At 65.3% G+C, this 26,521-nt stretch carries 23 protein-coding genes; 7 read left to right on the plus strand and 16 right to left on the minus strand.

The window, feature by feature from the left end; genetic code table 11:
- Window positions 1-3: 3 nt before the first annotated feature.
- Genes ACX80G_RS09290 through pgl form a run of 4 tightly spaced genes read left to right on the plus strand, consistent with a single transcriptional unit; the run spans window position 4 to window position 4,991 of the window.
- A complete protein-coding gene (locus ACX80G_RS09290) occupies window positions 4-1,659 on the plus strand; it encodes a glucose-6-phosphate isomerase (RefSeq protein ID WP_459307356.1) in 1,656 nt (551 codons plus the stop codon).
- Window positions 1,659-3,203 carry a glucose-6-phosphate dehydrogenase gene (zwf, locus tag ACX80G_RS09295; protein ID WP_459307357.1) on the plus strand — a complete coding sequence of 515 codons (1,545 nt, stop codon included), beginning with the start codon at window positions 1,659-1,661 and terminating at the stop codon, window positions 3,201-3,203. Before ACX80G_RS09290 ends, zwf begins: the two co-directional genes overlap by 1 nt.
- A complete protein-coding gene (locus ACX80G_RS09300) occupies window positions 3,200-4,141 on the plus strand; it encodes a glucose-6-phosphate dehydrogenase assembly protein OpcA (protein WP_459307358.1) in 942 nt (313 codons plus the stop codon). The genes zwf and ACX80G_RS09300 overlap by 4 nt, the downstream gene beginning before the upstream one ends.
- On the plus strand, window positions 4,131-4,991 hold the full coding sequence (pgl, locus tag ACX80G_RS09305) for a 6-phosphogluconolactonase (RefSeq protein WP_459307359.1): 861 nt from the start codon (window positions 4,131-4,133) through the stop codon (window positions 4,989-4,991). Before ACX80G_RS09300 ends, pgl begins: the two co-directional genes overlap by 11 nt.
- Window positions 4,992-5,011: 20 nt before the next feature.
- Here pgl and ACX80G_RS09310 read toward each other — a convergent pair whose 3' ends face one another.
- The 15 genes from ACX80G_RS09310 to ACX80G_RS09380 form a co-directional block, all read right to left on the minus strand.
- Window positions 5,012-5,407 (minus strand): RNA polymerase-binding protein RbpA, encoded by a 396-nt coding sequence (locus ACX80G_RS09310; RefSeq protein ID WP_459307360.1) that lies wholly within the window; start codon window positions 5,405-5,407, stop codon window positions 5,012-5,014.
- 97 nt (window positions 5,408-5,504) lie between these two features.
- Window positions 5,505-5,750: a preprotein translocase subunit SecG gene (gene secG, locus ACX80G_RS09315; protein WP_459307361.1), complete on the minus strand. Its 246-nt coding sequence runs from the start codon at window positions 5,748-5,750 to the stop codon at window positions 5,505-5,507.
- A 54-nt stretch (window positions 5,751-5,804) separates the two neighbouring features.
- The gene (gene tpiA, locus ACX80G_RS09320) at window positions 5,805-6,620 is read right to left on the minus strand and encodes a triose-phosphate isomerase (protein ID WP_459307362.1); all 816 of its coding nucleotides are present in this window, start codon (window positions 6,618-6,620) and stop codon (window positions 5,805-5,807) included.
- A 9-nt stretch (window positions 6,621-6,629) separates the two neighbouring features.
- On the minus strand, window positions 6,630-7,877 hold the full coding sequence (locus ACX80G_RS09325; protein WP_459307439.1) for a phosphoglycerate kinase: 1,248 nt from the start codon (window positions 7,875-7,877) through the stop codon (window positions 6,630-6,632).
- A 13-nt stretch (window positions 7,878-7,890) separates the two neighbouring features.
- Window positions 7,891-8,901 carry a type I glyceraldehyde-3-phosphate dehydrogenase gene (gene gap, locus ACX80G_RS09330; protein WP_459307363.1) on the minus strand — a complete coding sequence of 337 codons (1,011 nt, stop codon included), beginning with the start codon at window positions 8,899-8,901 and terminating at the stop codon, window positions 7,891-7,893.
- A 97-nt stretch (window positions 8,902-8,998) separates the two neighbouring features.
- Entirely contained in the window at window positions 8,999-9,625 is a 627-nt protein-coding gene (locus ACX80G_RS09335; protein ID WP_459307364.1) for a superoxide dismutase, read from the minus strand.
- 136 nt (window positions 9,626-9,761) lie between these two features.
- Window positions 9,762-10,742: a DNA-binding protein WhiA gene (gene whiA / locus ACX80G_RS09340; RefSeq protein ID WP_459307365.1), complete on the minus strand. Its 981-nt coding sequence runs from the start codon at window positions 10,740-10,742 to the stop codon at window positions 9,762-9,764.
- Between the two features lie 19 nt (window positions 10,743-10,761).
- Window positions 10,762-11,793 (minus strand): gluconeogenesis factor YvcK family protein, encoded by a 1,032-nt coding sequence (locus ACX80G_RS09345; RefSeq protein ID WP_459307366.1) that lies wholly within the window; start codon window positions 11,791-11,793, stop codon window positions 10,762-10,764.
- Window positions 11,793-12,695: an RNase adapter RapZ gene (gene rapZ, locus ACX80G_RS09350; protein ID WP_459307367.1), complete on the minus strand. Its 903-nt coding sequence runs from the start codon at window positions 12,693-12,695 to the stop codon at window positions 11,793-11,795. The genes ACX80G_RS09345 and rapZ overlap by 1 nt, the downstream gene beginning before the upstream one ends.
- A 63-nt stretch (window positions 12,696-12,758) precedes the next feature.
- Entirely contained in the window at window positions 12,759-14,774 is a 2,016-nt protein-coding gene (gene uvrC / locus ACX80G_RS09355) for an excinuclease ABC subunit UvrC (RefSeq protein ID WP_459307368.1), read from the minus strand.
- Complete coding sequence (locus ACX80G_RS09360; RefSeq protein WP_459307369.1) at window positions 14,774-15,442, minus strand: lysophospholipid acyltransferase family protein; 669 nt, start codon at window positions 15,440-15,442, stop codon at window positions 14,774-14,776. Before ACX80G_RS09360 ends, uvrC begins: the two co-directional genes overlap by 1 nt.
- Window positions 15,429-16,166, minus strand: a complete 738-nt coding sequence (locus ACX80G_RS09365; protein WP_459307370.1) for an HAD hydrolase-like protein — start codon at window positions 16,164-16,166, stop codon at window positions 15,429-15,431. Before ACX80G_RS09365 ends, ACX80G_RS09360 begins: the two co-directional genes overlap by 14 nt.
- Window positions 16,167-16,193: 27 nt before the next feature.
- The gene (gene uvrA, locus ACX80G_RS09370) at window positions 16,194-19,094 is read right to left on the minus strand and encodes an excinuclease ABC subunit UvrA (RefSeq protein WP_459307371.1); all 2,901 of its coding nucleotides are present in this window, start codon (window positions 19,092-19,094) and stop codon (window positions 16,194-16,196) included.
- Between the two features lie 85 nt (window positions 19,095-19,179).
- Entirely contained in the window at window positions 19,180-19,575 is a 396-nt protein-coding gene (locus tag ACX80G_RS09375; protein WP_459307372.1) for a GntR family transcriptional regulator, read from the minus strand.
- Window positions 19,576-20,101: 526 nt separating this feature from the next.
- The gene (locus tag ACX80G_RS09380) at window positions 20,102-20,650 is read right to left on the minus strand and encodes a maleylpyruvate isomerase family mycothiol-dependent enzyme (protein ID WP_459307373.1); all 549 of its coding nucleotides are present in this window, start codon (window positions 20,648-20,650) and stop codon (window positions 20,102-20,104) included.
- Window positions 20,651-20,687: 37 nt separating this feature from the next.
- Here ACX80G_RS09380 and ACX80G_RS09385 point away from each other — a divergent pair, with 37 nt between their 5' ends.
- Both ACX80G_RS09385 and ACX80G_RS09390 read left to right on the plus strand, forming a co-directional pair.
- Window positions 20,688-21,533 (plus strand): helix-turn-helix domain-containing protein, encoded by an 846-nt coding sequence (locus tag ACX80G_RS09385; protein WP_459307374.1) that lies wholly within the window; start codon window positions 20,688-20,690, stop codon window positions 21,531-21,533.
- 735 nt (window positions 21,534-22,268) lie between these two features.
- Entirely contained in the window at window positions 22,269-22,913 is a 645-nt protein-coding gene (locus ACX80G_RS09390; RefSeq protein ID WP_459307375.1) for an MBL fold metallo-hydrolase, read from the plus strand.
- Window positions 22,914-23,132: 219 nt separating this feature from the next.
- On the opposite strand, the gene ACX80G_RS09395 is transcribed toward ACX80G_RS09390, so the two are convergent.
- On the minus strand, window positions 23,133-23,921 hold the full coding sequence (locus ACX80G_RS09395; RefSeq protein WP_459307376.1) for a trans-aconitate 2-methyltransferase: 789 nt from the start codon (window positions 23,919-23,921) through the stop codon (window positions 23,133-23,135).
- Between the two features lie 46 nt (window positions 23,922-23,967).
- Here ACX80G_RS09395 and ACX80G_RS09400 point away from each other — a divergent pair, with 46 nt between their 5' ends.
- Window positions 23,968-26,490 (plus strand): DEAD/DEAH box helicase, encoded by a 2,523-nt coding sequence (locus tag ACX80G_RS09400; RefSeq protein ID WP_459307377.1) that lies wholly within the window; start codon window positions 23,968-23,970, stop codon window positions 26,488-26,490.
- The last annotated feature ends 31 nt before the right edge of the window (window positions 26,491-26,521 follow it).

The following is a 26,521-nucleotide window of genomic DNA, read 5'->3' on the forward strand; positions in this document are numbered from 1 at the left end:
TCCATGAGCTCCATGACGCTCGCGGCGGCCGGTGCCGCCCAGGAAGCCATCGACCGCGTGACCGGCACCCTCGTCGAGGATCGGGTGGCGTCGCGTCTGATGGCCAAGGATCCCACCCTGTGGGGTGGCGACGCTGAGTCGGAAGCGGCGGTCCGCCTGGGCTGGGTAGACCTCATCGGTGCCTCCCGCAGCCTCGTCCCGAGGATCATGGAGTTGCGGGCCACCCTGCAGGCCGACGGCGTCAGCCGGATCGTCCTGTGCGGGATGGGCGGCTCCTCGCTGGCACCCGAAGTGATCACCCAGACGGCCGGCGTCGAACTGACAGTGCTCGATTCAACGGATCCCGACCAGGTGCGCCGGACGGTTGAGGACCGGCTGGCAGAGACGGCCGTGGTGGTGTCCTCGAAGTCGGGGTCGACGGTGGAGACCGACTCGCAGCGACGGATATTCGAGGCAGCTTTCGCCGCTGCCGGCATCGACCCGCTTACCCGCGTGGTCATCGTCACCGATCCCGGGTCGCCGCTGGACGCCTCCGCGCGCGAAGCGGGCTACCGTGCGGTGTTCAACGCTGACCCCAACGTCGGCGGCCGGTACTCGGCGCTCACCGCCTTCGGCCTGGTCCCCTCGGGTCTCGCGGGCGTCGACCTCGATGCCCTGCTCGACGACGCCGAGGAAACGGTAGAGTTCCTGGGCGAGGACGATCCCACCAATATCGGGCTGCGGCTCGGTGCTGTGCTGGGCGCCACCGCCCCCCTGCGGGACAAGATCGTGTTCGCCGACGAGGCGTCGGGAATTCCCGGCCTCGCCGACTGGGCCGAGCAGCTCATCGCCGAGTCCACCGGCAAGCTGGGCACCGGGGTCCTCCCCGTGGTCGCCGAAGAGGGTGCGCCGGAGATCCTCACCGCCGACGACGACGTCCTCGCCGTCCGCCTCACCGCAGCGGACACCGACATCGAACCCGTCGGACACCAGGTCACGGTCAGCGGTAGCCTGGGCAGCCAGCTGCTGGTGTGGGAATTCGCCACCACAGTAGCCGGGCGTCTCCTGGGCATCAACCCGTTCGACCAGCCCGACGTCGAGGCGGCCAAGATCGCGGCGCGCGGACTACTCGACGCGCAGCCCGAGACGGCCCCGGCGGACTTCGTGGACGGCGCGGTGGAGATCCGCGGCGACAGCGAGCTCCTCGGCGACGCCAGCACGCTCGGGGATGCACTCCGGAACCTCTTCGCAACACTCAGCCCGAACGGCTACCTTTCGGTCCAGGCCTATCTGGACCGCTCAGTGCAGGCGTCGCTCGAGGAGATCAGGTCGCCACTCGCCTCACTCACCGGCCGTCCCGTCACCTTTGGCTGGGGACCGCGCTTCCTCCACTCCACCGGCCAGTTCCACAAGGGTGGACCCGCGCAGGGCGTGTACCTGTCGATCACCGGCGCGGCAGCCGACGATCTGGCCATCCCCGACCGGCCGTTCACCTTCGGCGAGCTGATCACCGCCCAGGCGGCGGGCGACGCCCAAGTACTGGCCGGCAAGGGGCGTCCAGTCCTGCGCCTACACCTCGCCGACCGCGCCGCCGGGATCGACCAGCTCACCCAGGTGATCACCCATCTGCTGGGCGGGGCCGCCGGCCAGCGGGCATCCAATGAAAGCGGTACAGCGTAGTGCAGGATTCTGCAGAGGGACGGTCCACCAACCCGCTACGGGACCCCCGCGACCGGCGACTCAGCCGGATAGCCGGGCCGTCCTCGCTGGTGCTCTTCGGTGTAACCGGGGACCTAGCCCGCAAGAAACTTATGCCGGCAATCTACGACCTCGCCAACCGGGGACTGCTCCCTCCGAGCTTCGCGCTGATCGGGTTCGGCCGCCGGGAATGGGATGACGAACGGTTCGTCACAGAGGTGCGCGACGCCGTCACCCAGTACTCGCGTACCCCGTTCGACGAGACGGTGTGGGAACAGTTCTCGGCCGGGATCCGTTTTGTCCAGGGTAATTTCGACGACGACGACGCCTTCGCCCGGCTCGGAGTCACCCTTGAGGAACTCGATTCATGTCGCGGGACCCGCGGGAACCACGCGTTCTACCTGTCCATCCCGCCGAAGGACTTCGAGCTGGTCTGCCAGAAGCTCTCCGAGCACGGTCTGGCCCAGCCCGGCGAGGGCCAGTGGCGCCGGGTGGTCATCGAAAAGCCGTTCGGCCACAACCTGCAGTCGGCCCGTGAGCTGAACGCCATCGTTGAACAGGTCTTCCCGCCGGATGCAGTCTTCAGGATTGACCATTACCTCGGTAAGGAGACGGTCCAGAACATCCTGGCCCTCCGTTTCGCCAACCAGCTGTTCGAACCGCTGTGGAACGCCAATTACGTTGACCACGTCCAAATCACCATGGCCGAGGACATCGGCATCGGGAGCCGGGCAGGATATTACGACGGCGTCGGCGCCGCCCGCGACGTGATCCAGAACCACCTCCTGCAACTCCTGGCCCTGACAGCCATGGAGGAGCCGATCTCCTTCAACGCCAATGACCTGCGGGCGGAAAAGGAGAAGGTCCTTGCCGCTGTCAAGCTGCCCGAGGATCTGTCGGGTTCGTCTGCCCGGGGTCAGTACGACGCCGGCTGGCAGGGCGGCGAACTGGTGAAGGGTTTCCTTGAGGAAGAGGGCATCCCCGCTCATTCCACTTCGGAGAGTTTCGCCGCCCTCCGCCTGGACATCCATACCCGTCGCTGGAGCGGAGTGCCGTTCTATCTGAGGGCGGGCAAGCGGCTGGGACGGCGGGTGACCGAGATCGCCGTCGTCTTCAAACGCGCACCCAACCTGCTGTTCCGGGACCACGGCGAGGACGACTTCGGCCAGAACGCCGTGGTCATCAGGGTGCAACCCGACGAGGGTGCCACCATCCGGTTCGGGTCCAAGGTTCCCGGCACGCAGATGGAGGTCAGGGACGTGACCATGGACTTCGGCTACGGACATTCGTTCACCGAATCCAGCCCGGAGGCCTATGAGCGGTTGATCCTCGATGTACTGCTCGGGGAGCCGCCCCTGTTCCCCCGGCATGAGGAGGTCGAGCTGTCCTGGAAGATCCTCGACCCGTTCGAGGAGTACTGGGCCAGCCTCGGAGACCAGCCCGAGAAGTATGTGCCGGGGAGCTGGGGGCCCGCCTCGGCGGATGAGCTCCTCGCCCGTGATGGAAGGACGTGGCGCAGGCCATGATCGTTGAACTGCCCGACACCACCACGTCGAAGGTGTCCAAGGAAATCATGACCCTGCGGGACAAGGGCGGCGTCGTCGCGCTCGGCCGGGTCCTCACCCTCGTGGTTGTTACCAGCTCAGGCAATGAGGAGGAAGCGATCCTCGCGGCGAACCTGGCGAGCAGGGAACACCCCTGCCGCATCATCGTCCTCGCCCTCGGCGCAGGGGACGAGGATACCCGGTTGGACGCGCAGATCCGCGTCGGCGGGGACGCAGGCGCCTCGGAAGTGATTGTCCTCAAGGGGTACGGTCAGCTCTCCGAGGAGAATGAGTCCCTTGTGTCGGCGCTGCTGCTCCCCGACGCGCCCATCGTGGCCTGGTGGCCCCACGGTGCACCGGCGAACGCGGCCATGACCTCGATCGGGAGCATCGCGCACCGCCGGATCACCGATACGGCCAACGAACCCGACCCGGTGGCCGCGCTTTTCACCATCAGGGATACGTACGCCGCCGGTGACACTGATTTGGCCTGGACACGCCTGACGAACTGGCGGATCCAGTTGGCTGCGGTCCTCGATCAGATCGATGACTCCCCGATCACGTCGGTCACCGTCGAGGGTGCCGACGATTCGCCCAGCACCGTATTGCTCGCCGCCTGGCTCACCCTGGCTCTCGACGCCCCGGTCACCATCGCCGCGGGACCCGCCGGAACCGGCCTACGGCGGGTGCGGCTGTCCCGTCCCGCCGGCGACGTTGAACTGAACCGGCCCCACCTGGCCGTCGCCGAACTGTACCAGCCTGGGCAACCGGTGCAGCGGATTTCACTGCCGCGGCGCAGCCTGCAAGACTGTCTCGCAGAAGAGCTCCGCCGTCTTGACCCGGATGAGGTATTTGGTGAAGTCATCATGGAGGGGCTCGCCCGGACCAATCTAAGGAGCGTGCGTCCCAGTGAACGCTGACCCCAAAGTAAGCATCCACCCCGATTCTGCCCTGCTCGCAGCGTCAGTCGCTGCACGGTTGATCACCCGGCTGGTCGATATCCAGAACGAACGCGGGTCAGCCACCGTGGTGCTCACCGGCGGCTCGCTCGGCACTGCTGCCCTTGCCGCCGTCGCCGATTCCCCGGCCTGCTCGGCGGTGGACTGGAGCAGGGTTGATTTCTGGTGGGGCGACGAACGCTTCCTCAGCTCAACTGACCCCGAACGGAATGCCGTCCAGGCGAAGGAAGCCCTCCTCGGTAAGCTCGGTCTGGCCGGATCCCAGGTCCACGAGTTTGGTTCCAGCGACGACTTCCCGGACCAGGACGCGGCTGCCGCCGACTACGCAGCTCGGCTCCAGGACGCTGCCGACGCGGAGTGGGCACACTCAGGGGACCGGGCGGAGCCGGGCGACGACGACGGCCAGGACTCCCGTCTCCCCCGGTTCGACGTGCTGCTGCTGGGCGTTGGACCCGATGCCCACATTGCCTCCCTGTTTCCCGAGATGCAAGGAATCCGGACCAGGGAACAGACGGTGGTGGGCGTATCAGACGCCCCGAAACCGCCAGCGCTTCGCATCTCCCTCACCCTTGAAGCACTGAACTCGGCAGAGGAAATCTGGATTGCAGCCGGTGGCCAGGACAAAGCCGGTGCCGTGGGGCTGGCCCTGGCGGGCGCCGGGCCCATTCAGGTGCCAGCGGCGGGAGCCCGCGGCCGCCGCAAGACACTCTGGCTGATCGATCAGGAGGCAGCGGCCCAACTGCCTGGCCGCCTCATCGCCGGCGATGACAGTGATAACTTCAGCAGTGACAATGACAGCAGTGACAGTTAAAGCAGTGACATCGGAACGGTCTAGGAGGCTAGGCCGCCACTGAGACCGGACCGTCGCTCCCGCAGATTCCGGAGCGCCTGCTCCAGCACGCTGGCTGCTTCTTCCTCGGTACGCCGTTCCTTGACGTATTGGAGGTGGCTTTTGTACGGTTCGACGCCGTCCACCAGGGGTTCCACCCCTGGTAGCCTGCCCGCCGCACGGCCGCACCGACCGCACTCCCACACCTCGGGAATCTCGTCGTCGTGAAGTTTGGCGAACGTCGGTTTGGTTTCGTGGTTCTCGATACACCAGTAGCTCACGACGGTTCGGTCCACCACAGCGGGTCTTCGCCCGGACTCGGCCTGCCAACCGGCCATCCCCCCGTAGGAATCAGTTCCGACCCGTGTGCCCTTAAATGCGTTTCCCGCGTTAACCATGGATTGCTCCTGGACTAGGCTCTGACAACAAGGTCAGTCTACGCCCAATGCAGAACCCAGCACATGGTGGCTAACGCGGGAAATTAAGCGGGAAGGGTCACTCGGCGAAACGCTGGATCAAGCCCAGCGACACGATCACGACACCCCAGGACAGGCCCAGGGCAACGGTGAACCTGTTCAGGTTCCGTTCGGCAACGCCCGACGAACCCATACTGCTGGTCATGCCGCCACCGAACATGTCAGACATGCCACCGCCGCGGCCCTTATGCAGCAGGATGAGAAGGGTGAGCAGCAAGCTGGTGACGCCAAGGAGCACCAGCAAGATGATTCGGAGAATGTCCACAGTGGCCTTTCAGGGGTGACCGACGTGCGTGATCGACCGGAGTCGGATCAGAGCTTAGTCAGTGACCAGGAGATGTTCGAACCTGACAATACTAGCAAACTCGGCGGCGTCCAGGCTGGCCCCGCCGACCAGCAGGCCGTCGACGTCGCGGCCCTTCAGAATTGAGCCGGCATTGGCAGCCTTGACTGATCCGCCGTAGAGCATCCTGACCTTTCCGGCCGTCTCCGCGTCGTACAGCGAGGTGAGCTCGGCGCGCAGGGCTGCGCACATCTCCTGCGCGTCTTCCGGCCCGGCGACTTCGCCGGTGCCGATAGCCCAGACCGGTTCGTAGGCGACCACCAGGTCTGCGACCTGTTCGGCGCTCAACCCGGCGATACCGCCGCGCAGCTGGCTCAGGGTGTGCTGCACATGGTTGTTGGCCTGACGGACGTCGAGCCCTTCCCCGACGCAGATGATGGGGGTCAGGGCGTGCCTGAACGCGGCCTGCACCTTACTGTTCAGGAGCTCGTCGCTCTCCTGATGGATGGCCCGGCGTTCGGAGTGGCCGACCAGGACGTAGCTGCAATCAAGCTTCTTGAGGAACTGACCCGAAATGTCGCCGGTGTAGGCGCCGGAATCGTGGGGCGAAAGATCCTGGCCCCCGTACACGGTCTGCAGGTCGTCGCCACGGACCAGGGTCTGTACTCCGCGCAGGTCAGTGAACGGAGGGAACACCGCCACCTCGACGCGCTGGTAATCGTGACCGGCGTCGTCGAGGGTCCAGGCAAGCTTTTGTAGCAAGGTGATGCCCTGGACGTGGTCCAGGTTCATCTTCCAGTTGCCAGCAATCAGTGGTCGGCGGTCGTACGTGCCGTTGGTTGAGGAAGTCATGTGCTGCTCCTACTGCCCGAGGGCTGTCAGTCCGGGGAGTTCCTTGCCTTCGAGGTACTCGAGGCTGGCACCTCCGCCGGTAGAGATGTGGCCAAACTGGTCATCGGTGAAGCCAAGCGACCGCACGGCTGCTGCGGAGTCGCCGCCTCCCACGACGGTCAGCGCTCCGCGTGCTGTGGCCTCGGTCAGCGCCTGCGCCACGGCTTTGGTACCGCCGGAGAACGCGTCGAACTCGAACACGCCCATCGGGCCGTTCCAGAAGACCGTTCCGGCCGTGGCGATCGACTCTGCGAAGGCAGCACCCGAGACCGGCCCAATGTCGAGGCCCAGTCCCCCGGAGCCAAAGGAACTTGCCTCGATAGCGTCGGCCGCGACAGTCTCGTGGGCGGCGTCGGCGGCGAACCGTTCAGCCACCACGATGTCGGTCGGCAGGACAAACTCCGTACCGGCCTGCTTTGCACGCGCCAGGTACCCCTTGACGACGTCGAGCTGGTCATCCTCCAGCAGACTTGCACCGACCGCATGGCCTTGAGCCGCGAGGAAGGTAAAGACCATGCCGCCGCCGACCAGGATCCGGTCTGCCGTCCCCATCAGGTTCTCGATCACAGCGAGTTTGTCGGAGACCTTGGAACCGCCGAGGACCACCACGAACGGGGCAACTGGTTCCCCGGTGAGGCGGCGCAGTACCTCGACCTCGGCCTGCACCAGGTCGCCCTGGTAGGACGGCAGAAGCGACGCGATGTCGTAGACGCTCGCATGTTTCCGGTGGACGGCGCCGAAGGCATCGTCCACATAGGCGCCGTTGTCGCCGGTCAGCGCAGCCAACTCGGTGGCGAAGGCCCGACGTTCGCCGTCGTCCTTGCTGGTCTCCCGGGCATCGAAGCGCACATTCTCAAGTACGAGCACACTGCCACCGGTCAGGGCGGCGGCACGCCCCCGGGCGTCCTCCCCCGTGGTGTCAGCCGCCAGCGTGACGGGGAAATCAGCCAGCTCCGCGAGCCGGTCCACGGCGGGTTTCAGCGAATACCGCTCGTCAGGGCTGCCGTTCGGGCGTCCGAGGTGAGCCATCACAATCACTGAAGCCCCCTCCCCCGTCAGCTTGCGCAGGACTGGCAGGGAGGCCCGAAGCCGGCCGTCGTCGGTCACCCGCGGGGCTGTGCCCGAGGCGTCGAGCGGGACGTTCAGGTCTGACCGCACCAGTACTGTTCGTCCACGGACGCCGGTGCTGAGCAGGTCATCAAGGGAGGAGGCCACTATCGATCCTTGGGTACTAGGAGAGCTTGGAGGCGACGATTTTGGTCAGGTCGACGAGGCGGCTCGAATAGCCCCACTCGTTGTCGTACCAGCCGACAACCTTGACCTGGTTGCCGATGACCTTGGTCAGACCCGAGTCGAAGATCGATGAGGCGGGGTCGCCCACGATGTCCGAGGACACGATCGGCGCGTCGGTGTAGGAGAGGTAGCCCTTCAGCTTGCCCTCGGCAGCGGCGGCCTGGTAGGCGGCGTTGACTTCCTCGACGGTCACTTCGCGTGACACGGTCACGGTCAGGTCGGTGGCCGAGCCGGTCGGGACCGGCACGCGGATGGCGTAGCCGTCCAGCTTCCCCTTCAGCTCGGGGAGGACCAAGCCGATGGCCTTCGCGGCCCCAGTTGAGGTGGGAACCATGTTGATGGCGGCGGCGCGCGCGCGGCGGAGGTCGTTGTGCGGGCCGTCCTGCAGGTTCTGGTCGGCGGTGTAGGCGTGGATGGTGGTCATCAGGCCACGCTCGATGCCGAAGTTGTCGTTGAGCACTTTCGCCAACGGCCCGAGGCAGTTGGTGGTGCAGGACGCGTTCGAGATGATGTGGTGGTTCTCGGGGTCGTACAGGTCGTCGTTGACGCCGAGCACCACGGTGATGTCCTCATCGGAGGCTGGCGCGGAAATGATGACTTTCTTCGCACCGGCGTCGATGTGTTTGCGCGCGTCGGCTGCCTTGGTGAAGAAACCCGTGGACTCAACAACGATTTCCACCTCCAGTTCCTGCCACGGCAGGTTCGCGGGGTCGCGCTCGGCGAGCACCCGGATGGACTTGCCGTCCACGACGATGTTTCCGTCCTTGACCTCTACCGTCGCGGCGAGCCGTCCGGTGACGGAATCGTACTTCAGGAGGTGGGCCAGCGCCTCAGGGCTGGTGAGGTCGTTGACCGCAACGATTTCCAGGTCAGCGCCCTGTTCCAGTGCGGCGCGAAAAAAGTTACGCCCGATTCGACCGAAGCCGTTGATACCTACACGAGTAGTCACTTGTTCTATCTCCTTGAACTGTATTGAGGTTGTGGGCCGGGACGCCGCCGTGGGGCGGCGTCCCGGATGCGCCCGTGAGGGCGCTGGGCCTGCTGTGCTAGCCGACGACGATCAGGGACGTCGCCGAGGTGCGGGCCGCGGTGAAACGCTTGGCGACGTCGGCCCAGTTCACGATGTTCCAGAACGCCTTGACGTAGTCGGCTTTGACGTTGACATAGTCCAGGTAGAAGGCGTGCTCCCACATGTCCAGCATGAGCAGTGGGGTGGTACCCACCGCGACGTTGCCCTGCTGATCGTAGAGCTGTTCAATGACGAGGTTCCCGCCGATGGGCTCGTAGGCGAGGAAGGCCCAGCCGGATCCCTGCAGGGCGAGGGCAGCTGCGCTGAACTGGGCACGGAACTTGTCAAACGAGCCGAAGGCGTCGTCGATGGCTGCCGCAAGCTCTCCGTCAGGGGAGTCGCCGCCGTCCGGTGACAGGTTGTTCCAGAAGACCGAGTGGTTGATGTGGCCGCCGGTGTGGAAGGCGAGGTCCTTGGAAAGCTTCGAAATGTTACCGAAGTCGCCCTTTTCCCGCGCCTCTGCCAGCTGAGCCATCGCGTCGTTGGCGCCCTTGACGTAGGCAGTGTGGTGTTTGCTGTGGTGGAGCTCCATGATGCGTGCGGAGATGTGCGGCTCCAGCGCAGCGTAATCGTAGTTCAGTTCGGGCAGTACGTATTCGCTCACGAATTCCTCCAGGTTGGTCTGCCGCCGTGGGTGATGTGGCACCGCACCGGGTCAGACACCGTAGTTGGTTCAATACCGTATGGCACACCACCGGTGTCGGTGGTGTTGCCATGCCGCTTCCATCCTATGCAGAGATTCACTCGTCCAACATGTCGGCAGTCACATTGGCTTCAGTTCCGGGGATGCCAATCTCGATGGCCCGCTTGTCGGCCATGGCGAGCAGGCGTCGAATGCGCCCGGCAATGGCGTCTTTGGTCATGGGGGGGTCGGCCAGCCCACCCAGCTCGTCGAGGCTCGCCTGCTTGTGCGCAACCCGCAACTCGCCGGCGTACTTGAGGTGGTCGGGAACCCCTTCCCCCAGGATTTCCAGGGCGCGTTCCACCCGGGCACCGGCGGCTACCGCGGCCTGGGCCGACCGCCGCAGGTTAGCGTCATCGAAGTTGGCCAGCCGGTTGGCCGTGGCCCGCACCTCTTTGCGCATCCGGCGTTCCTCCCACACCATGAGCGCATCATGGGCGCCCATCCGGGTGAGCAGGGCCGCGATGGTGTCGCCGTCGCGGATCACCACCCGGTCCACTCCCCTGACCTCGCGGGCCTTGGCGGCAATGCCCAGACGCCGCGCCGCGCCGACCAGGGCCAGCGCCGACTCCGGTCCGGGGCAGGTGACCTCCAGCGAGGAGGATCGGCCCGGTTCGGTCAGGGAGCCGTGCGCCAGAAAGGCGCCGCGCCACACTGCCTCCGCGTCGGCAGTCGATCCGTTGACGACGGCGGATGGCAGGCCGCGCACCGGCCGGCCCCGGTTGTCGAGCAGACCCGTCTGGCGGGCGAGGGATTCGCCGTCGCGCACCACCCGCACCACATACCGGTTACCGCGGCGCAGACCGCCGCCGGAGACGACGATAATCTCGCTGTTGTGCCCGTAAACCTCGGCGATGGTGGTGCGCAGCCGGCGGGCCGTCGAGGCGAGGTCAACCTCGGCTTCGATGACGATCCTGCCGGAGATGATGTGCAGCCCGCCCGCGAATCGCAGCAGCGCGGAAACCTCGGCTTTGCGAACCGATGACTTCTTGACAGGGAGGTGCGACAGCTCCTCTTTTACGTCCGCAGTCAGCGCCACAAATACACCCTCAGATCGATTAGTTTTCGCCAAACATGTCATGAAACGCGGTTGCGAGCCGCAGCGGATCATGAACAGGTTTGCCCGTTGAAGAGCCTACTTTACCCAACATGGCACGGCCCCCCATCTCGGCGACGGCGGCAACGAACTCGGCGCGGTCGCCGATCACCGCCGGATCGGCGATCACCACATCCACTGTGAATTCCGGGGCGTACCGTCTGATCACCGCAAGGTGGTCGACCGCTGACATGCCAACGGTTTCCTTGGTTTCATTGCTGAGATTCATGGTCAGGCACCGCTTTGCAGTGGTGCTGCAGAGTGCATCCCGAAGCTCCGGGAGGAGCAGATGCGGGAGCACCGACGTGTACCAGGAACCCGGCCCGAGGATCACCCAATCAGCCAGTTCAACAGCGGTGAGCGCGTCCACGCAGGCCGGGGCGCCGGCGGGGAGGAGCCGGACGTTGTTGACGTTCCCGGCACTTCCGGCGACAGCAAGCTGCGATTGTCCGCTGACGGTCCGCATGCGCAGCGCGCCATCGATCTCCGCGAGCACGTCACCCTCGATGGTCAGCGGCACGCTGGCCATCGGGAGGACCCGGCCCCGCGCGCCCAGGAGCGCGCCGGCCCATTGCAGCCCGGCCACGGGATCGCCGAGCAGTTCCCAGAGGGTGACAATCAGCAGGTTGCCCAGCGCGTGGTTGTCCAGCGCCCCTTCCTCACCGTGCCGGGAGGTAAACCGGTGCTGCATCACGTCACGCCAGGTACGTCCCCAGTCCGTGTCATCACACAGGGCGGCGAGGGCCATCCGCAGGTCGCCCGGGGGAAGCACACCGAGTTCCTTACGGAGCTTGCCGGACGATCCGCCGTCGTCGGCCACCGTCACCACGGCAGTCAGCTCGGAGGTGAGCAGCCGCAGGGCGGAGAGTGACGACGACAATCCGTGGCCGCCGCCCAGAGCGACCACCGAGGGTGCGTTTTCCTGCGGGCCGGACCCGCGCCGATTCGCAGCCGCCGCCGGCAGCATCGGCAGGGACCCCGTGAGAATAGCCACTATTCCCTGCCCAGATCACGGTGATGCGCGGTGACCTGCAGACGCGGCTGCTGTGCAAGCCGCTTGGCGATCTCCTCGGTGACTGCCACTGACCGGTGTTTGCCACCGGTGCACCCGATCGCGATGGTCGCGTAATGCTTGTTCTCACGCCGGTACCCCTCCAGCACGGGTTCCAGGGCGTGGACGTACCGGTTCACGAAGTCCGCTGCGCCGGTGGCTCCCAGCACATAGTCGCGGACCGGCTGGTCGAGTCCGGTCTGGGGCCGCAGCAGTGGTACCCAGTGCGGGTTGGGAATGAAGCGGACGTCGGCAACGTAGTTGGAATCGACTGGCAGCCCGTACTTGAAGCCGAAGCTCATGACGTTGATCCGCAGGACGATCGGGCCGGACTCGGAGAACAGTTCGGTGATGGTCGTGGCGAGGGCATGGACGTTCAGCAGGGACGTGTCAACCACCAGATCGGACGCCTCTTTGAGTTCCTTCAGCACTTCCCGTTCGGCGGCGATCCCGTCGAGGATCCGTCCCTCGTCCTGGAGCGGGTGGGGCCGGCGGCCCTGCTCGAACCGCCGCACGAGCGTATCATCGGCGGCATCGAGGAAGAGGACCCGGTAATTGACGCCCGACGTGCGGAGCGCCTGCAGGGACCCCCGGATATCGTGGAACAGTTCCTGGCTGCGGACGTCGACGACGACAGCGAGCTTCGGGATGGACTGCGGCATCCGGGCCACCAACTCGGTGAGGGTGCCCAGCATCTGGGGTGGCAGGTTTTCGACCACGTACCAGCCGTGGTCTTCCAGGGCGTTGGCGGCCGTACTTCTGCCGGCGCCGGACATGCCGGTCACCACCAGTAGTTCCGATTCGGCAGGCTTGATCGGAGTAAGGCTGTCGTCGCCCTCAGTCATGTGCGTGTTCCATCCCGGCGATTTGTGGTGGCTCGAACTGGTCTTCCCCACTCTCTACCCTAACTAAGTCTCGAGGATTTCGCCGGTGGCCATATTCACTGCTGGTGCGGGTGCGTCCGACGCCCCATCGGGTCCCTCCGTCGCGAGGGTGCGCTGCAGTGTGTCCGCGAGGGAGGGACCGACGCCGGGCACGTCCTGCAGTTCCTCGATCGTTGCGGCGCGGATTTTTTTGACCGACCCGAAGTGGCTGAGGATCGCCTTCTTTTTGGCCGGACCGAGGCCGGGAACCGAGTCGAGCGCTGACGCCGTCATCGATTTGCCGCGTTTCTGCCGGTGGAAGGCGATGGCGAACCGGTGCGCCTCGTCCCGGATCCGCTGCAGGAGGAAGAGTCCTTCCGAGGCGCGGGGCAGGATGACCGGGAAATCACTGTCGGGCAGCCACACTTCCTCGAGCCGCTTGGCGAGGCCGATGACGAAGACGTCGTCGATGCCGAGGTCCTTCAGCGCCCGGGCGGCGGCGTGCACCTGCGGCTGACCGCCGTCGACCACGACCAGGTTGGGTGGGTAGGCGAACTTGTGCCGGGTGGCGGTGGTGGTGGTGTCGGCTAGCGGGACTGCCGTGCCGACGCCGTCGTCAACACTAACCTCGCCGGATTCACGGGGCACCGGACCGGTCTTCTCGGCCAGGTAGTTGCGGAACCGGCGCTGAATCACGTCGTACATCGATGCAGTGTCGTCGCGGGCGGCGTCACCGGTGATCGAGAACCTGCGGTAGTCGGCCTTGCGGGGCAGCCCGTCCTCGACCACCACCATGGAGGCCACCACGTTGGTGCCCTGCACATGCGAGATGTCGAAGCACTCGATGCGCATCAGGGGCTGCGGCAGGTCGAGGGCCTCCTGTAGCTCCTGGAGGGCTGCGGACCGCGTGGTGAGGTCGCCGGCGCGGCGGCTTTTGTGGAGCCTTAGCGCGTCGGCGGCGTTCTGCTCGACAGTTCCCAGCAGGGTCGCCTTGTCGCCGCGGCGGGGAACCCGCAGGTCCACCCGGGCGCCGCGGAGCCCGGCGAGCCAGACTGACATCTCCTCGGCGTTACTGGGCAGCTCCGGTACAAGCACTTCGCGGGGGATCTGGTTGTTGCTGCTGCTGCCGTCGCCGTACACCTGCTGCAGGAGGTGCTCCACCAGGTCGGCGGTGCTCATGTCCTCGACCTTCTCCACCATCCAACCGCGCTGACCGCGGATCCGGCCACCGCGGACGTGGAACACCTGGACCGCGGCCTCAAGCTCGTCTTCCTTCAGGGCAAAGATGTCGGCGTTGGTGTCCTCGGAGAGCACCACGGTGTTGCGTTCGAACACGCGTTTCAAGGCGGCGATATCGTCGCGGATCCTCGCCGCCGACTCGTAGTCCAGCTCGGCGACGGCGGCGGTCATCCTTTTTTCCAGGTCGACGATGAACCGGGTCGCCTGGCCCCCCATGAAGTCGCAGAACTGGGCCGCGAGGTCCCGATGGTCCTCGGGGGTGATCCGTCCGACGCACGGTGCCGAGCACTTGTCGATGTAGCCCAGGAGGCAGGGACGGCCAGTGCGCTCGGCACGTTTGAAAACTCCGCTGCTGCACGTCCGTACGGGGAAGACCCGGAGCAGGGTATCGACGGTCTCGCGGATCGCCTTGGCCGGGTAGAACGGCCCGAAATAGCGGGTGTCCTTCCGGCGGTCCCCGCGCATCACCTGAACCCTGGGGTACTTCTCCCCCATCGTGACCGCAAGGTAAGGGTAGGACTTGTCGTCGCGGAACATGACGTTGAACCGGGGGTTGAACTCTTTGATCCAGGTGTATTCGAGCTGCAAGGCTTCGAGCTCGCTGCCCACCACTGTCCACTCAACACTCGCTGCGGTGAACACCATCGCCCGGGTGCGGGGCAGCAGGCCCTGCGGGTTCGCGAAGTAGGAGTTCAGCCGGGACCGAAGATTCTTAGCCTTCCCCACATAAACCACGCGGGAATGTTCGTCCCTGAAACGGTAAACGCCAGGGTCGACCGGAATCTCGCCGGTCTTGGGCCGGTAGCTGCGGGGATCGGCCATTACTCAAGCACCGGACTCTGGTTGTAGCTGGTGGAACGTTGTTGGCCGCTCAGCGCTGCGATGGAATCCATGATGGTGTCGGTGGCGTGCCGGCGTGCCGGAAGGGAGTGACCCGGCCCGGTCTTCTCGAAGTACAGGGGCACGCCGATCCTCATGGTGAAGTGCTGGGGTTTGATGCGTTTCTGGCCGGCCGGCTGCAGGCCCTCGGTGCCGACCAGCCCTACGGGGAGGACCGGCGCACCGGTGGTCAGGGCGAGCCAGCCGACGCCGGTCCGCCCCCGGTAAAGCAGCCCGTCCCGGGACCGGGTACCCTCGGGATAGATCCCGATCCCGTTGCCGCCTTCCAGGAGTTTGTGAAGTGTTTTCAGCGCCTGGACACTCGCCGCCTGCTGCCCCCGTTCGACCGGGATCGAGCCAACGCCCTCGAAGAACGAGCGCATGGCCTTGCCCTTGATACCGCGGCCGGTGAAGTACTCGGCTTTGGCGAAGAAGGCGACGGGCCGTGGCATGAGCGCCTGGATCAGCACACTGTCCAGGAACGACAGATGGTTCGCTGCAACGATCAGCGGCCCGTCGGCAGGAACGTTGGCGAGGCCTTCAACGGTCGGCCGGCACAGTCCGGCGATCAGGCCCCGGGTGCCGCTCCGGGTCAGGTCATAGATTCCCATGGTCCACCCCACGCTGCACCCTGGTGAGGATCAGTTCCAACAGCCGCTCGGCCGAGTCCGCCGGCTGGGTGGCGCCCGCGGCGCTGAATTCTTCGGCTGACCCGAACCCCCAGGTCACCGGGATGCAGTCCAGCCCGTTCGCTGCCGCCCCGGTAATGTCGTGCGACCGGTCGCCGACCATGATGGCGCCGTCGTACCCACCCTGATACTCGGCCAAGGCGGCGGCGATGATGGGTGTTTTCCCTTCCATCCCGGGCGCATGCTCCTCGTCGGGCGACCCGTGAATGGAGCCGAACAGGGTGTCCATCCGCTGCACCCGGAGTAGCTCCCGGGCGAGTCCCTGTGGCTTCTGCGTGGCTACGGCGACCAGGTGGCCGCCGGACCGCAGTGCCTCGACGACGCCGATGACGCCCGGGTACGGTTTGCTGCCGGCCATCCCGTGGCTGCGGTAGCCCTCACGGTAGTGCGCGATGACCGACTCCAGTTGATGCTGGGGAACGCCCCCGATGCTGCGCAGCGACGTCATCAGGGGTGGTCCGACCATGGCCCGCAAAGCAGTGTCGGAGGGGCGTGGCAGCCCGTGGGCCTCCAACGATGAGACGATTCCCCCGGTGATGGCGCCTGCGGGGTCGACGAGGGTTCCATCAAGGTCAAAGAGCACGAGCAGGCGGTAATCCATCACCGGCCAAGTTTCCCACAGCCGGTGCCCACCCGATAACTGCATTCCCTCTGCGGAATATATCGGGACTGCCTATCGTCCGAGAGTCTCGGCGAGGAAGGTCCCCGTGTAGCTGGTGGTCGACTTGGCGACCTGCTCCGGAGTGCCGGTGGCGATAATCTGCCCGCCGCCGGATCCGCCGTCGGGCCCGAGGTCGATAACCCAGTCCGCGCTTTTGATCACGTCGAGGTTGTGCTCGATGGTGATCACCGTGTTGCCTTTGTCCACCAGCCCTTGCAGGACAAGCAGGAGTTTGCGGATGTCCTCGAAATGCAGGCCGGTAGTCGGTTCGTCGAGCACGTAGATGCTACGACCGTTGGACCGCTTCTGCAGCTCGCTGGCCAGCTTCACGCGCTGCGCTTCGCCGCCGGAGAGGGTGGTGGCCGGCTGTCCCAGCCGGACATACCCGAGACCAACATCCACCAGGGTGGTGAGGTGCCGGGCGATGGGGCTGAAGGCGGCAAAGAACTCGGCGCCTTCCTCGATCGGCATGTTCAGCACATCGGCGATGGTTTTGCCCTTGTAGTGAACTTCGAGCGTCTCGCGGTTGTAGCGCTGCCCGTGGCAGACCTCGCACGGTACATACACGTCCGGCAGGAAGTTCATTTCGATCTTCAGGGTGCCATCACCGGAGCACGCTTCGCAGCGCCCGCCCTTCACGTTGAAGGAGAACCGGCCCGGGAGGTACCCGCGGACCTTCGCCTCGGTGGTCTCGGCGAAAAGCTTCCTGATGTTGTCGAACACACCGGTGTAGGTCGCGGGATTGGACCGTGGTGTCCTGCCGATCGGGCTCTGATCGACGTGGACCACCTTATCGAGGTGCTCGAGGCCGTCGATTCGCTTGTGCCGCCCGGCCACCTGCTTGGCGCCGTTGAGCTTGTTGGCCAGGACCTTGTACAGGATCTCGTTGACCAGGGTCGACTTTCCCGATCCGCTGACCCCGGTGACGGCGGTCAGGACGCCCAGCGGGAAGGCAATATCGAAGGAGGTCAGGTTGTGCTCGCGGGCGCCGATCACCTTCAGTTGCCTTGACTTGTCGATCTTCCGACGCTTCTTCGGGATCTCGATCTTCCGGCGACCCGACAGGTAATCGCCGGTGATGGAGCGCTCGTTGGTGAGCAAGTCTTCGAGGAGGCCGGAGTGCACCACCTCGCCGCCGTGCTCGCCGGCGCCGGGACCGATGTCGACGATCCAGTCGGCTTCCTGAATGGTGTCCTCGTCATGCTCCACAACAATGAGCGTGTTCCCGAGGTTGCGGAGCCGGGCCAGGGTTTCAATCAGCCGGCGGTTGTCGCGTTGGTGCAAACCAATCGACGGCTCGTCCAGGACGTAGAGGACACCCACCAGGCCCGAACCGATCTGGGTGGCCAGACGGATGCGCTGCGCCTCACCGCCGGAAAGGGTCCCGGAGGCGCGTTCGAGGTTGAGGTATTCCAGCCCGACGTCGAGCAGGAACTGGAGGCGGGCCTGGATCTCCTTGAGCACCTGGGCGGCGATCTGGGCTTCACGGCCGGTCAGGACCAGGTTGTTGAGGAAGTCGCTGCAGTCGCGCATCGGCATGGCGGCGACCGAGGAGATGGATTTGCCGTTGATCAGGACCGACAGTGAGGCGGGATTCAGCCGGGCTCCCCCGCATGCAGGGCAGGGGATCTGCCGCATGTACTCCTCGTAGCGGTCACGCGCGTGATCTGATTCGGTTTCGAGGTGCTTGCGGTGGATGTACTGCACGGCACCCTCGAAGCCGGTGCTGTACTTACGCTCGCGCCCGAACCTGTTCTTGTACTGCACCACCACCTTGTGGTCCTTGCCGTACAGGGCGGCCTCGCGGGCACGGTCCGGTAGCTTGCGCCACGGCACGTCCATCGTGAAGTTGAGCTCCTTGGAGAGCCCTTCGAGGAGTCGGTTCCAGTATTCGAGGGTTGCGGTGCCCAGCGACCAGGGGGCAATGGCCCCCTCAGCGAGAGTGAGGTCCGGGTTGGGGACCACCAGTTCCTCATCGACCTCAAGTTTGGTACCGATGCCGGTACACGCCGGGCACGCGCCGAAGGGGTTGTTGAAGGAGAACGAGCGGGGCTCAATCTCGTCGATGGCGAGCGGGTGCTCGTTGGGGCAGGCCAAATGTTCGGAGAACGCCCGGACGCGCTTGCTGTCCTTTTCGGGAAGGTCGACGAAATCGGCGAGCACCCGACCGTCGGCCAGCTTTAGGGCCGTCTCCACCGAGTCGGTGAGCCGTTGGCTGATGCCGTCCTTGACCACCAGGCGGTCAACGATCACTTCGATGGTGTGTTTGTACTGTTTGCCGAGCTTGGGCGGATCGGAGAGCTGGACGACGTCGCCGTCGACCCGGGCGCGCGCGTACCCCTTGGCGGTCAGCTCCTGGAACAGGTCGACGAACTCACCTTTGCGGCCACGGACCACCGGGGCGAGGATCTGGAAGCGGGTGCCCTCCTCCAGTTCCAGCAGCTGGTCGACGATCTGCTGGGGGGTCTGTTTGGCCACCGGCTCGCCGCAGGTGGGGCAGTGCGGGCGTCCGACGCGCGCCCAGAGAAGGCGCATGTAGTCGTAGATCTCGGTGATGGTGCCGACCGTTGAACGGGGGTTCTTGTTGGTTGACTTCTGGTCGATGGACACCGCCGGTGACAGGCCCTCGATGAAGTCAACATCCGGCTTGTCCACCTGGCCGAGGAATTGCCTGGCGTAGGCGGACAGGGACTCGACGTAGCGTCGCTGGCCTTCGGCAAAAATGGTGTCGAACGCGAGGGAGGACTTACCCGACCCGGAGAGCCCGGTGAAGACGATCATCGCGTCCCGCGGCAGGTCGAGGTCGACGTTGCGCAGGTTGTGCTCGCGCGCCCCCTTGACGATCAGGCGCGAAAGATCCTGCGGCAGGTGAGGGTCGGAAAACTCGGATTCGAGCGAAGTTGCAATAGACACCCATTCACTCTAATTGAAACATTGTTCGAATACATATTCGATAGGTGTCTTTTCAGCGTGTCGTCGGCGCGTTGTGTCCCGATGTTCACCGTCGGCGCAGAGCGGCCCTCAGATAAGCTACCGCTTCGTCCTCGGTGAGCCCGTTGGCTTTGATCACCTCGGCGTAACCGTCGGCGGCCGCCGCGGCGCGTTGCCGTGCCTCATCTCCGGCGGCGGCGACGACCGTTCCGGCCCGTGACCGGGTGACCACAATGTTTGCCTGCTCGAGTTCCCGGTAGGCCCGGGCGACGGTGTTGACTGCGACGCCCAGATGGGCGGCCAAAGTGCGCACCGGCGGCAACCGGGTGCCTACGGGCAGGGAACCCTGGTTGGCGGCGTCGAGAATCTGGACCCGGAGCTGTTCGTAGGGAGGGACGGAACTTGCCTGGTCAATGCGGAGCCAACTGGTGACATCGGTGCTACCTGTTGCGCCAGGATTCACGGTGGCCTTTCGGTCGCTGTCTGTTGATCGTTTTCGTCCTGCCATCTCGCGGCCGGACCGTTGATCCACATTGTTCCACGCGTCCCCGGGCCCCGGCCGTGACCGTCACTGCCCGGCGTGCCTAGACGTGGGATACGTCGGGGGCGGTCCGGAACTGTTCGTGGATCCGTCCCGGCTCTCTTCGGCTAAAACTGGAGTAGACACGATGATCTATTTCCTGGTACTCGCCCGAAGCGATTGAGCTGACTTGCTATGAGCTCTTGTTCCGGCCTGACACGCAAGGCTAGGGGTACGCCAGCAAAGATGGCACTACATAACGATCGGGCACAAGAGGCTCTGAACTCGAAGGTTGATCGGCTGCAAGCTGTTCTGCTTATGCCGCCATTGCGCAAGAAAAAACGAGTCACCGGAACATCACTTGGAGCGCGCCCCTCTCCGCAGGCTCGCGCCGATCTCCGGTTCCGAGCCGGCCCGTAAGCCCATCCCTATGTGAGCCGAATCGGGTAGTCCAGCGGTGCTCGTTAGATCACGAGGTGATGCGCCCGAGCCGACCTAAAAGCCGGGTCTGCCGGTCAGCATCCGCGGGGACAGGTACGGCGGGTCCGCAGATTCCGTCCATGTGCAACGCGCTGCCGAAGCTGTCAGCGCCAGCTTCGATGCGGTCCATCTCTTCGGGAAAGATGACCTCGTTCCCACCCGTGGCTCGGGCGATGTCCCAGCGGTGGACGAGCATATCCCAGACATAGAACTGCTCCAGGGTCGCGCCCACGGTGGTGGGGCCGAAGAAGCCGTCATACGCGACGTCGGTGACGTCATCGCAGCTGATCACGATCGATACTCGTTCGGTGTGATCTCGGAACCCGGCAGCAGGGTCGGTCAGGTCGGGGGTCGGCCCGAGGTCGTGGCCATGTTCGGAGAGCAGGTTCCGCTGCGTGTCAATCATGTGCGCAACAACATGCCGTGCGGTCCATCCAGTGCATGGCGAAGGGTCGGTCCATGCCTCGGCCGGAACCGAGTCGAGAATGAGGGAGAGGGGGCGGAGGGCGGCCTCGTAGGCGATGGCTGTGGAATTCATATGCTCAACGGTGCCAGATGAGGCATCCTAAGTATTGATGGAACCCGACACAGCACCGCGTACTCTGGACGAGATCGAGCGAGCTCACCTGAAGGCGCCCGACGACGCTTCGCACGTGATGTACCGGTATCCGGCTCCGTCCGAGCTGGCGAGCCTCGTGCAGCGGTTTTGGATACCGGTCTGGTCCGTCCCTGCGGGTGAGCAGTCAGTGCAGCGGGTTCTGCAGTACCCGGTGTCGTTGCTCGTAATCGCTTCGGACTACGCCCGCTTCTACGGCGTCACGACCGGCCTGTCGCAGACAGTACTGACCGGGAACGGGTGGGCCGGAGGTGTCATGTGCACTCCGGCCGCCGGCTCACTCATCGGCCGGGGCTCGATGGCCCGATTCACCGACCGGCACGTCGACGTGTCCGACGTCCTCGGCCGGTCCGGAAAGGAGCTGACCGACCGTGTCCGCGCAGCAATGTTCAATGACCCGCATTCCCCGGGAGCGCACCGGGCAGTGATGACCGCGTTCAGCGAGGCCCTCCTCCCACTACTCCCGGTCGACCCGGAAGGTGAACTCGTCGACCGCGTCGTGGCTCTCGTAGAGGAACGCTCCGACCTCCTGACAGTCGCCCAGCTCTGCGTCGAGACAGAGCTTTCCGAACGTACCCTGCAACGCCTGATTCACCGCCGGCTCGGGTTAACCCCAAAGTGGCTCATCCAGCGACGCCGTCTCCAAGAAGCCGCGGAGCAATTGCGCACCACGGCGGGAACCCTGGCAGGGACCGCCGCGATGCTGGGCTACGCCGATCAAGCCCATTTCACCCGCGATTTCTCCCGCGTCACCGGATCCACACCGAGCAAGTTCGCCACCGAGTACCGGGCGAGGAGCACCTGAACAAGGTCCCGATAGCCAATGGCGTACTGGGACACTCGTCCGTCTCTGGGCCCAAATGCTGCGAGGGCTTGGGAATCTGACGCAGGCTGACGGATCATTTCTTCGAGCCAGTGCTCGCCCTCGCGGACCTCGACCTTTCGCTGACCTCTTCGATGAGTAGTTCGACGTCGATCAGCGATCGAGTACGCGCCTCTGCTCCTTCATGGAGTATCCCCAATGCACGTTTGGTCGGCCGGATGGAAGTCCGCCACTGCCCATTGATAACGGGCCATCATCGATGCCGCGCGCCACCTGCATCCCAAACCGATCCCTCAGCGGCACACCTTATGTGAACAGGCTCAGTATTCGATGACACCTGGGCCGATCCAGTGTCAGGCCCCGCTGCACCCACCCACAGTAAGCAGGACATCGATCGCACGACCACCCAGGCCCGGGCCCTTTCAGCGGGAACGGCCGCGGCTTCAACGAACGCATCAAATGCTGCGTAGACGTAGCGGTCCTCAGGGAGTTCGTCGAGCCGGGACCAGAGCACTCGTCCGGCGTCGTACTTGGGTCTCCGCGGAGGCTGCTGCGGAGACGGCACGGTCAGGAAAGACTGCGACCGCGGGGTTTCGGCTTCGCGGCGCTGTTCGGTGATCGATCAACACCGCGTCTTGCATCGCAGCGTATCGTGACACACGATGCGGAGGGACTTGCGTGTCGCTGGACCATCGGTCCAAGCAGTAGGCTTCCACCATGCTGATAGCTGACCTCCCCGACCTGACCATCCGTTCACTATCCGTCAGCGAGATGGACAACAACGTCTACCTGCTCACGTCGAAGGCCACAGGCACCCAGGTGCTGATTGACGCCGCCGACGACGCAGACGCCATCATGCAGCTACTTAGGGAGGGCGCGGCCGACACCCCTGCCGAGCCGACGCTGGCACTGATTGTCACCACCCACTCGCACTGGGACCATGTGCGGGCGCTGGCCGACGTCGTCGGGCAAACCAAGGCGCGCACCGCCGCCGGCGCCGAAGATGTTCAAGACATTGTGGTGCCCACCGATGTGCCGCTCAATCACGGGGACATCAGCACTTTTGAGGGTTTCGACCTTGAAGCCATCAAGCTGCGCGGGCACACGCCCGGCAGCGTGGCGTTGCTCTACCGGGATCCGCATGGCCCGGCTCACCTGTTCACCGGGGACTCGCTGTTCCCCGGCGGCGTGGGCAACACGCAGGGCGACGCGGCCCGGTTCGAGTCGCTGCTGAACGACCTTTCGGAACGGATCTTCGACTACCTGCCGGACGACACCCTGGTGCATCCCGGCCACGGCAAGGGAACCACGATCGGTGCCGAGCGCCCGCATCTCGACGAGTGGCGCGCCCGCGGCTGGTAACCCTGCCGCGCGGACGTCATCCCGGCGGGCACACCGTCGTAGGGATGTACGCTCTGGAAACTTATGTGCACGTGTGACCGGTTAGAGGCACTGTCACCCGCCACAACTGCACAAATGATTCCTGCGACCCGCCATAGCTGCGCCAATCCTGCCGTCAAGATATGGGGCCCGCTTCTGACCGGCTGTGCACAACCCTGGGCGAGAGAAGGGTTCTTGCGCTCACTCCGCGCGATTCTTGACGCCGACGGCGAAGATCCGCCGGAAGCCGAAGACCGTCCCCCACGGCTCGTCCTGGTAAGCTCCGCGGAGAAGGGCCGCGTACTGCTCGACGAAGGCGGCGCCGTCGTCGTCGCCAAGGGCGTGCAGTACCGGGCGCAGACCGGTGCCCATAAGCCATTGCAGCACCGGATCCGGCCCGGTGAGCACGTGTTGGTAGGTGGTTTCCCACACGTCGGCGTTCATGCCCACGCCGCTGAGCGATCGAAGGTAGTCGGTCGGTTCGGAGACGACGTCGGTGTGTCGCAGGACACTCCGGAGCTTGTCCCGCCACGCCCCCGATCCGGCGAGTTCCCGCATCAGCGTATGCGCCGGCGAGCCGAAGTTTCCCGGCACCTGCAGCGCAAGCCACGCACCCGGCCGGAGCGCTCGCGCCCACGACTCGACCAGCTCAGCCTGACCCGGCACCCAATGGAGGACGGCGTTGGTGGTGACGACGTCGACGTCGGACCCCGGCAGCCAGTCACGGACGTCGCCCACCTCGAACCGGAGGTTCGGCGGCAGGTCCGGCGAGTCCCTCGCCCGTTCCACCATGTCCGGTGAGGAATCAAGGCCGAGCACCTCGGCCTCTGGCCAGCGGTCAGCCAGCAGCCGGGTCTGATCCCCCGGTCCGCAGCCGAGATCGACGATGACGTGTGGCGCCGGGTGGCTGATCCTGACCACCAGATCGAGGAACGGCCTGCCCCGGTGTTCAGAGTGAAGAGAATACTGTGTGGGATCCCATCGCTTCACCCCAGCGTATCGGGCGCCGGGGCTGCTACGGATAGGCTGGAGCCCTATGAGAATTCAGGAACACCTCCCCGCAGGCACCGCCCAGCCCGACGACGTTTACAGTGCGTTCCTCGAGTGGACGACGAGCGAGGGGATGAACCTGTATCCGGCGCAGGACGAAGCGGTACTGGAACTGGTCTCGGGCAACAACGTGATCCTCGCGACGCCCACCGGATCGGGAAAGTCGCTGGTAGCCGTGGCAGCCCACTTCGACGCGATCGCCCGCGGCAAGCGCAGCTACTACACGGCACCCATCAAGGCCCTCGTCTCCGAAAAGTTCTTCGGCCTCTGCGAGACCTTCGGCGCCGAGAACGTCGGCATGATCACCGGCGACTCGAGCGTCAACCAGGATGCCCCCATCATCTGTTGTACTGCCGAAATCCTGGCGAACATCGCCCTCCGTGAGGGCGAACAGGCCGACGTCGGCACCGTCATCATGGACGAGTTCCACTTCTACTCCGACCCGCAGCGCGGCTGGGCCTGGCAGGTACCCCTGCTCGAACTCCCCCAGGCCCAGTTCCTCCTGATGTCGGCAACCCTCGGCGACATGGCCCGCTTCGAGGACGAGCTGACCGAGCGCACCGGCCGGCACAGCACCACCATCAGCAGCGCCGAACGGCCCATCCCGTTGCATTTCTACTATGTGGAAACCACGGTCCAGGAATCGCTTGAGGAACTACTTAGCACCCGGCAGGCACCCGTCTACGTGGTGCACTTCAGTCAGGCCGAAGCGATCGAGCGCGCGCAGAACCTGATGAGCGTGAACGTCTGCTCCCGTGAGGAGAAGGACAGGATCGCTGACCTCATCGCAACCTTCCGATTCTCCTCGGGGTTCGGTAAGACGCTGAACCGGCTGGTGCGTCACGGGATCGGCGTTCACCACGCGGGGATGCTCCCCAAGTACCGCCGGCTGGTTGAACAGCTCGCCCAGGCGGGACTACTCAAGGTCATCTGCGGCACCGATACACTCGGCGTCGGCATCAATGTTCCCATCCGCACGGTACTGCTCACCGCCCTGAGCAAGTACGACGGCGTCCGCACCCGGCTGCTCAACGCCCGCGAGTTTCACCAGATCGCTGGCCGGGCCGGCCGGGCGGGGTATGACACGGCGGGAACCGTCGTCGTACAGGCGCCCGACCATGTGGTCGAGAACACCCGGGCCTTGGCGAAGGCTGTGGGGAAGTTCGGCGACGATCAGAAGAAGCTCCGCCAGGTGGTCAGGAAAAAGCCGCCCACCGGGTTCGTGTCGTGGGGTAAGCCCACGTACGAGCGACTGGCCGCCGGGACACCTGAGCCGCTGACCTCGAGTTTCGCCGTCAGCCACTCGATGCTGCTCAATCTGCTGGAACGGCCGGGCAACCCGTTTTCCGCGGCGCAGCGGCTGCTGAACGAAAACCACGAGACCAGGGCCTCCCAGCTGCAGCTGACCCGCAAGGCCATCGGCATCTACCGGTCGCTGGTCACCGCGGGGATTGTTGAACAGCTTCCCGAGCCGGACGCCGACGGCCGGAGCATCCGGCTGAAGGTCCACCTGCAAGCCAACTTCGCCCTCAACCAGCCGCTCTCCCCGTTCGCGCTGGCCAGCCTCGAATTGCTCGACCCGGAGAGCCCCACCTACGCGCTCGACGTCGTCTCGGTGATCGAAGCGACCCTCGAGAAGCCCCGCCAGGTCCTCAACGCCCAGGAGAAGAAGGCGCGCGGCGAGGCGATCGGAGTCATGAAGGCCGACGGCGTCGACTACGACCAGCGGATGGCCCTCCTCGAAGAAGTCACCTACCCGCAGCCGATGGCGGAACTGCTGTTCCAGGCGTTCGACGTCTACCGCAGCGGTGCGCCCTGGCTGGGCGACTTCGAGCTGACCCCCAAGTCGGTGGTCCGGGACATGTACGAGCGGGCCATGAACTTCGGCGAGTATGTTGCCTACTACTCCCTCACCCGGTCCGAGGGCATCCTTCTCCGCTATCTAGCCGACTGCTACAAGGCGCTGCGCCAGACGGTCCCCACCGAGGCGCTGCGCGAGGACCTCACCGACATCATCGAATGGCTCGGCGAACTGATCCGCCAGGTCGACTCGAGCCTCCTCGAGGAATGGGAGCTGCTGGCCGCCGGTGGCCGTGCTGAGAGCGGGGCCACCCTCGAGCTGCCGCCGGAGCCCGACTCGGTGACCTCCAACGAGCGGGCGTTCCGCGTGATGGTCCGCAACGAGATGTTCCAGCGGGTCAAGCTCTTCGCTGACGAGGATGACGTGGCGCTCGGCGCTCTGGACGGCGTGTCCGGTTGGGATGCTGACCGTTGGGCTGAAGCCCTCGACGGCTACTTCGGCGACTACGAGGACATTGACGACGGCCCCGAGGCCCGTGGGCCGGCGCTGCTGATCATCGAGAAGGTGCCCGGCAGCTGGAAGGTCCGGCAGATCTTCAAGGATCCGTTCGGCAACCACGACTGGGGCATCAACGCGGTCATCGATCTAGCCGCCTCCGATGAGGCCGGCACAGCAGTGGTCACCGTGACAGGGGTCGGGGCGCCTTAGCCGCCGGTTGGGCCCCACCTCACCTTCCACT

It is taken from the genome of Arthrobacter glycogeni (assembly GCF_054510815.1).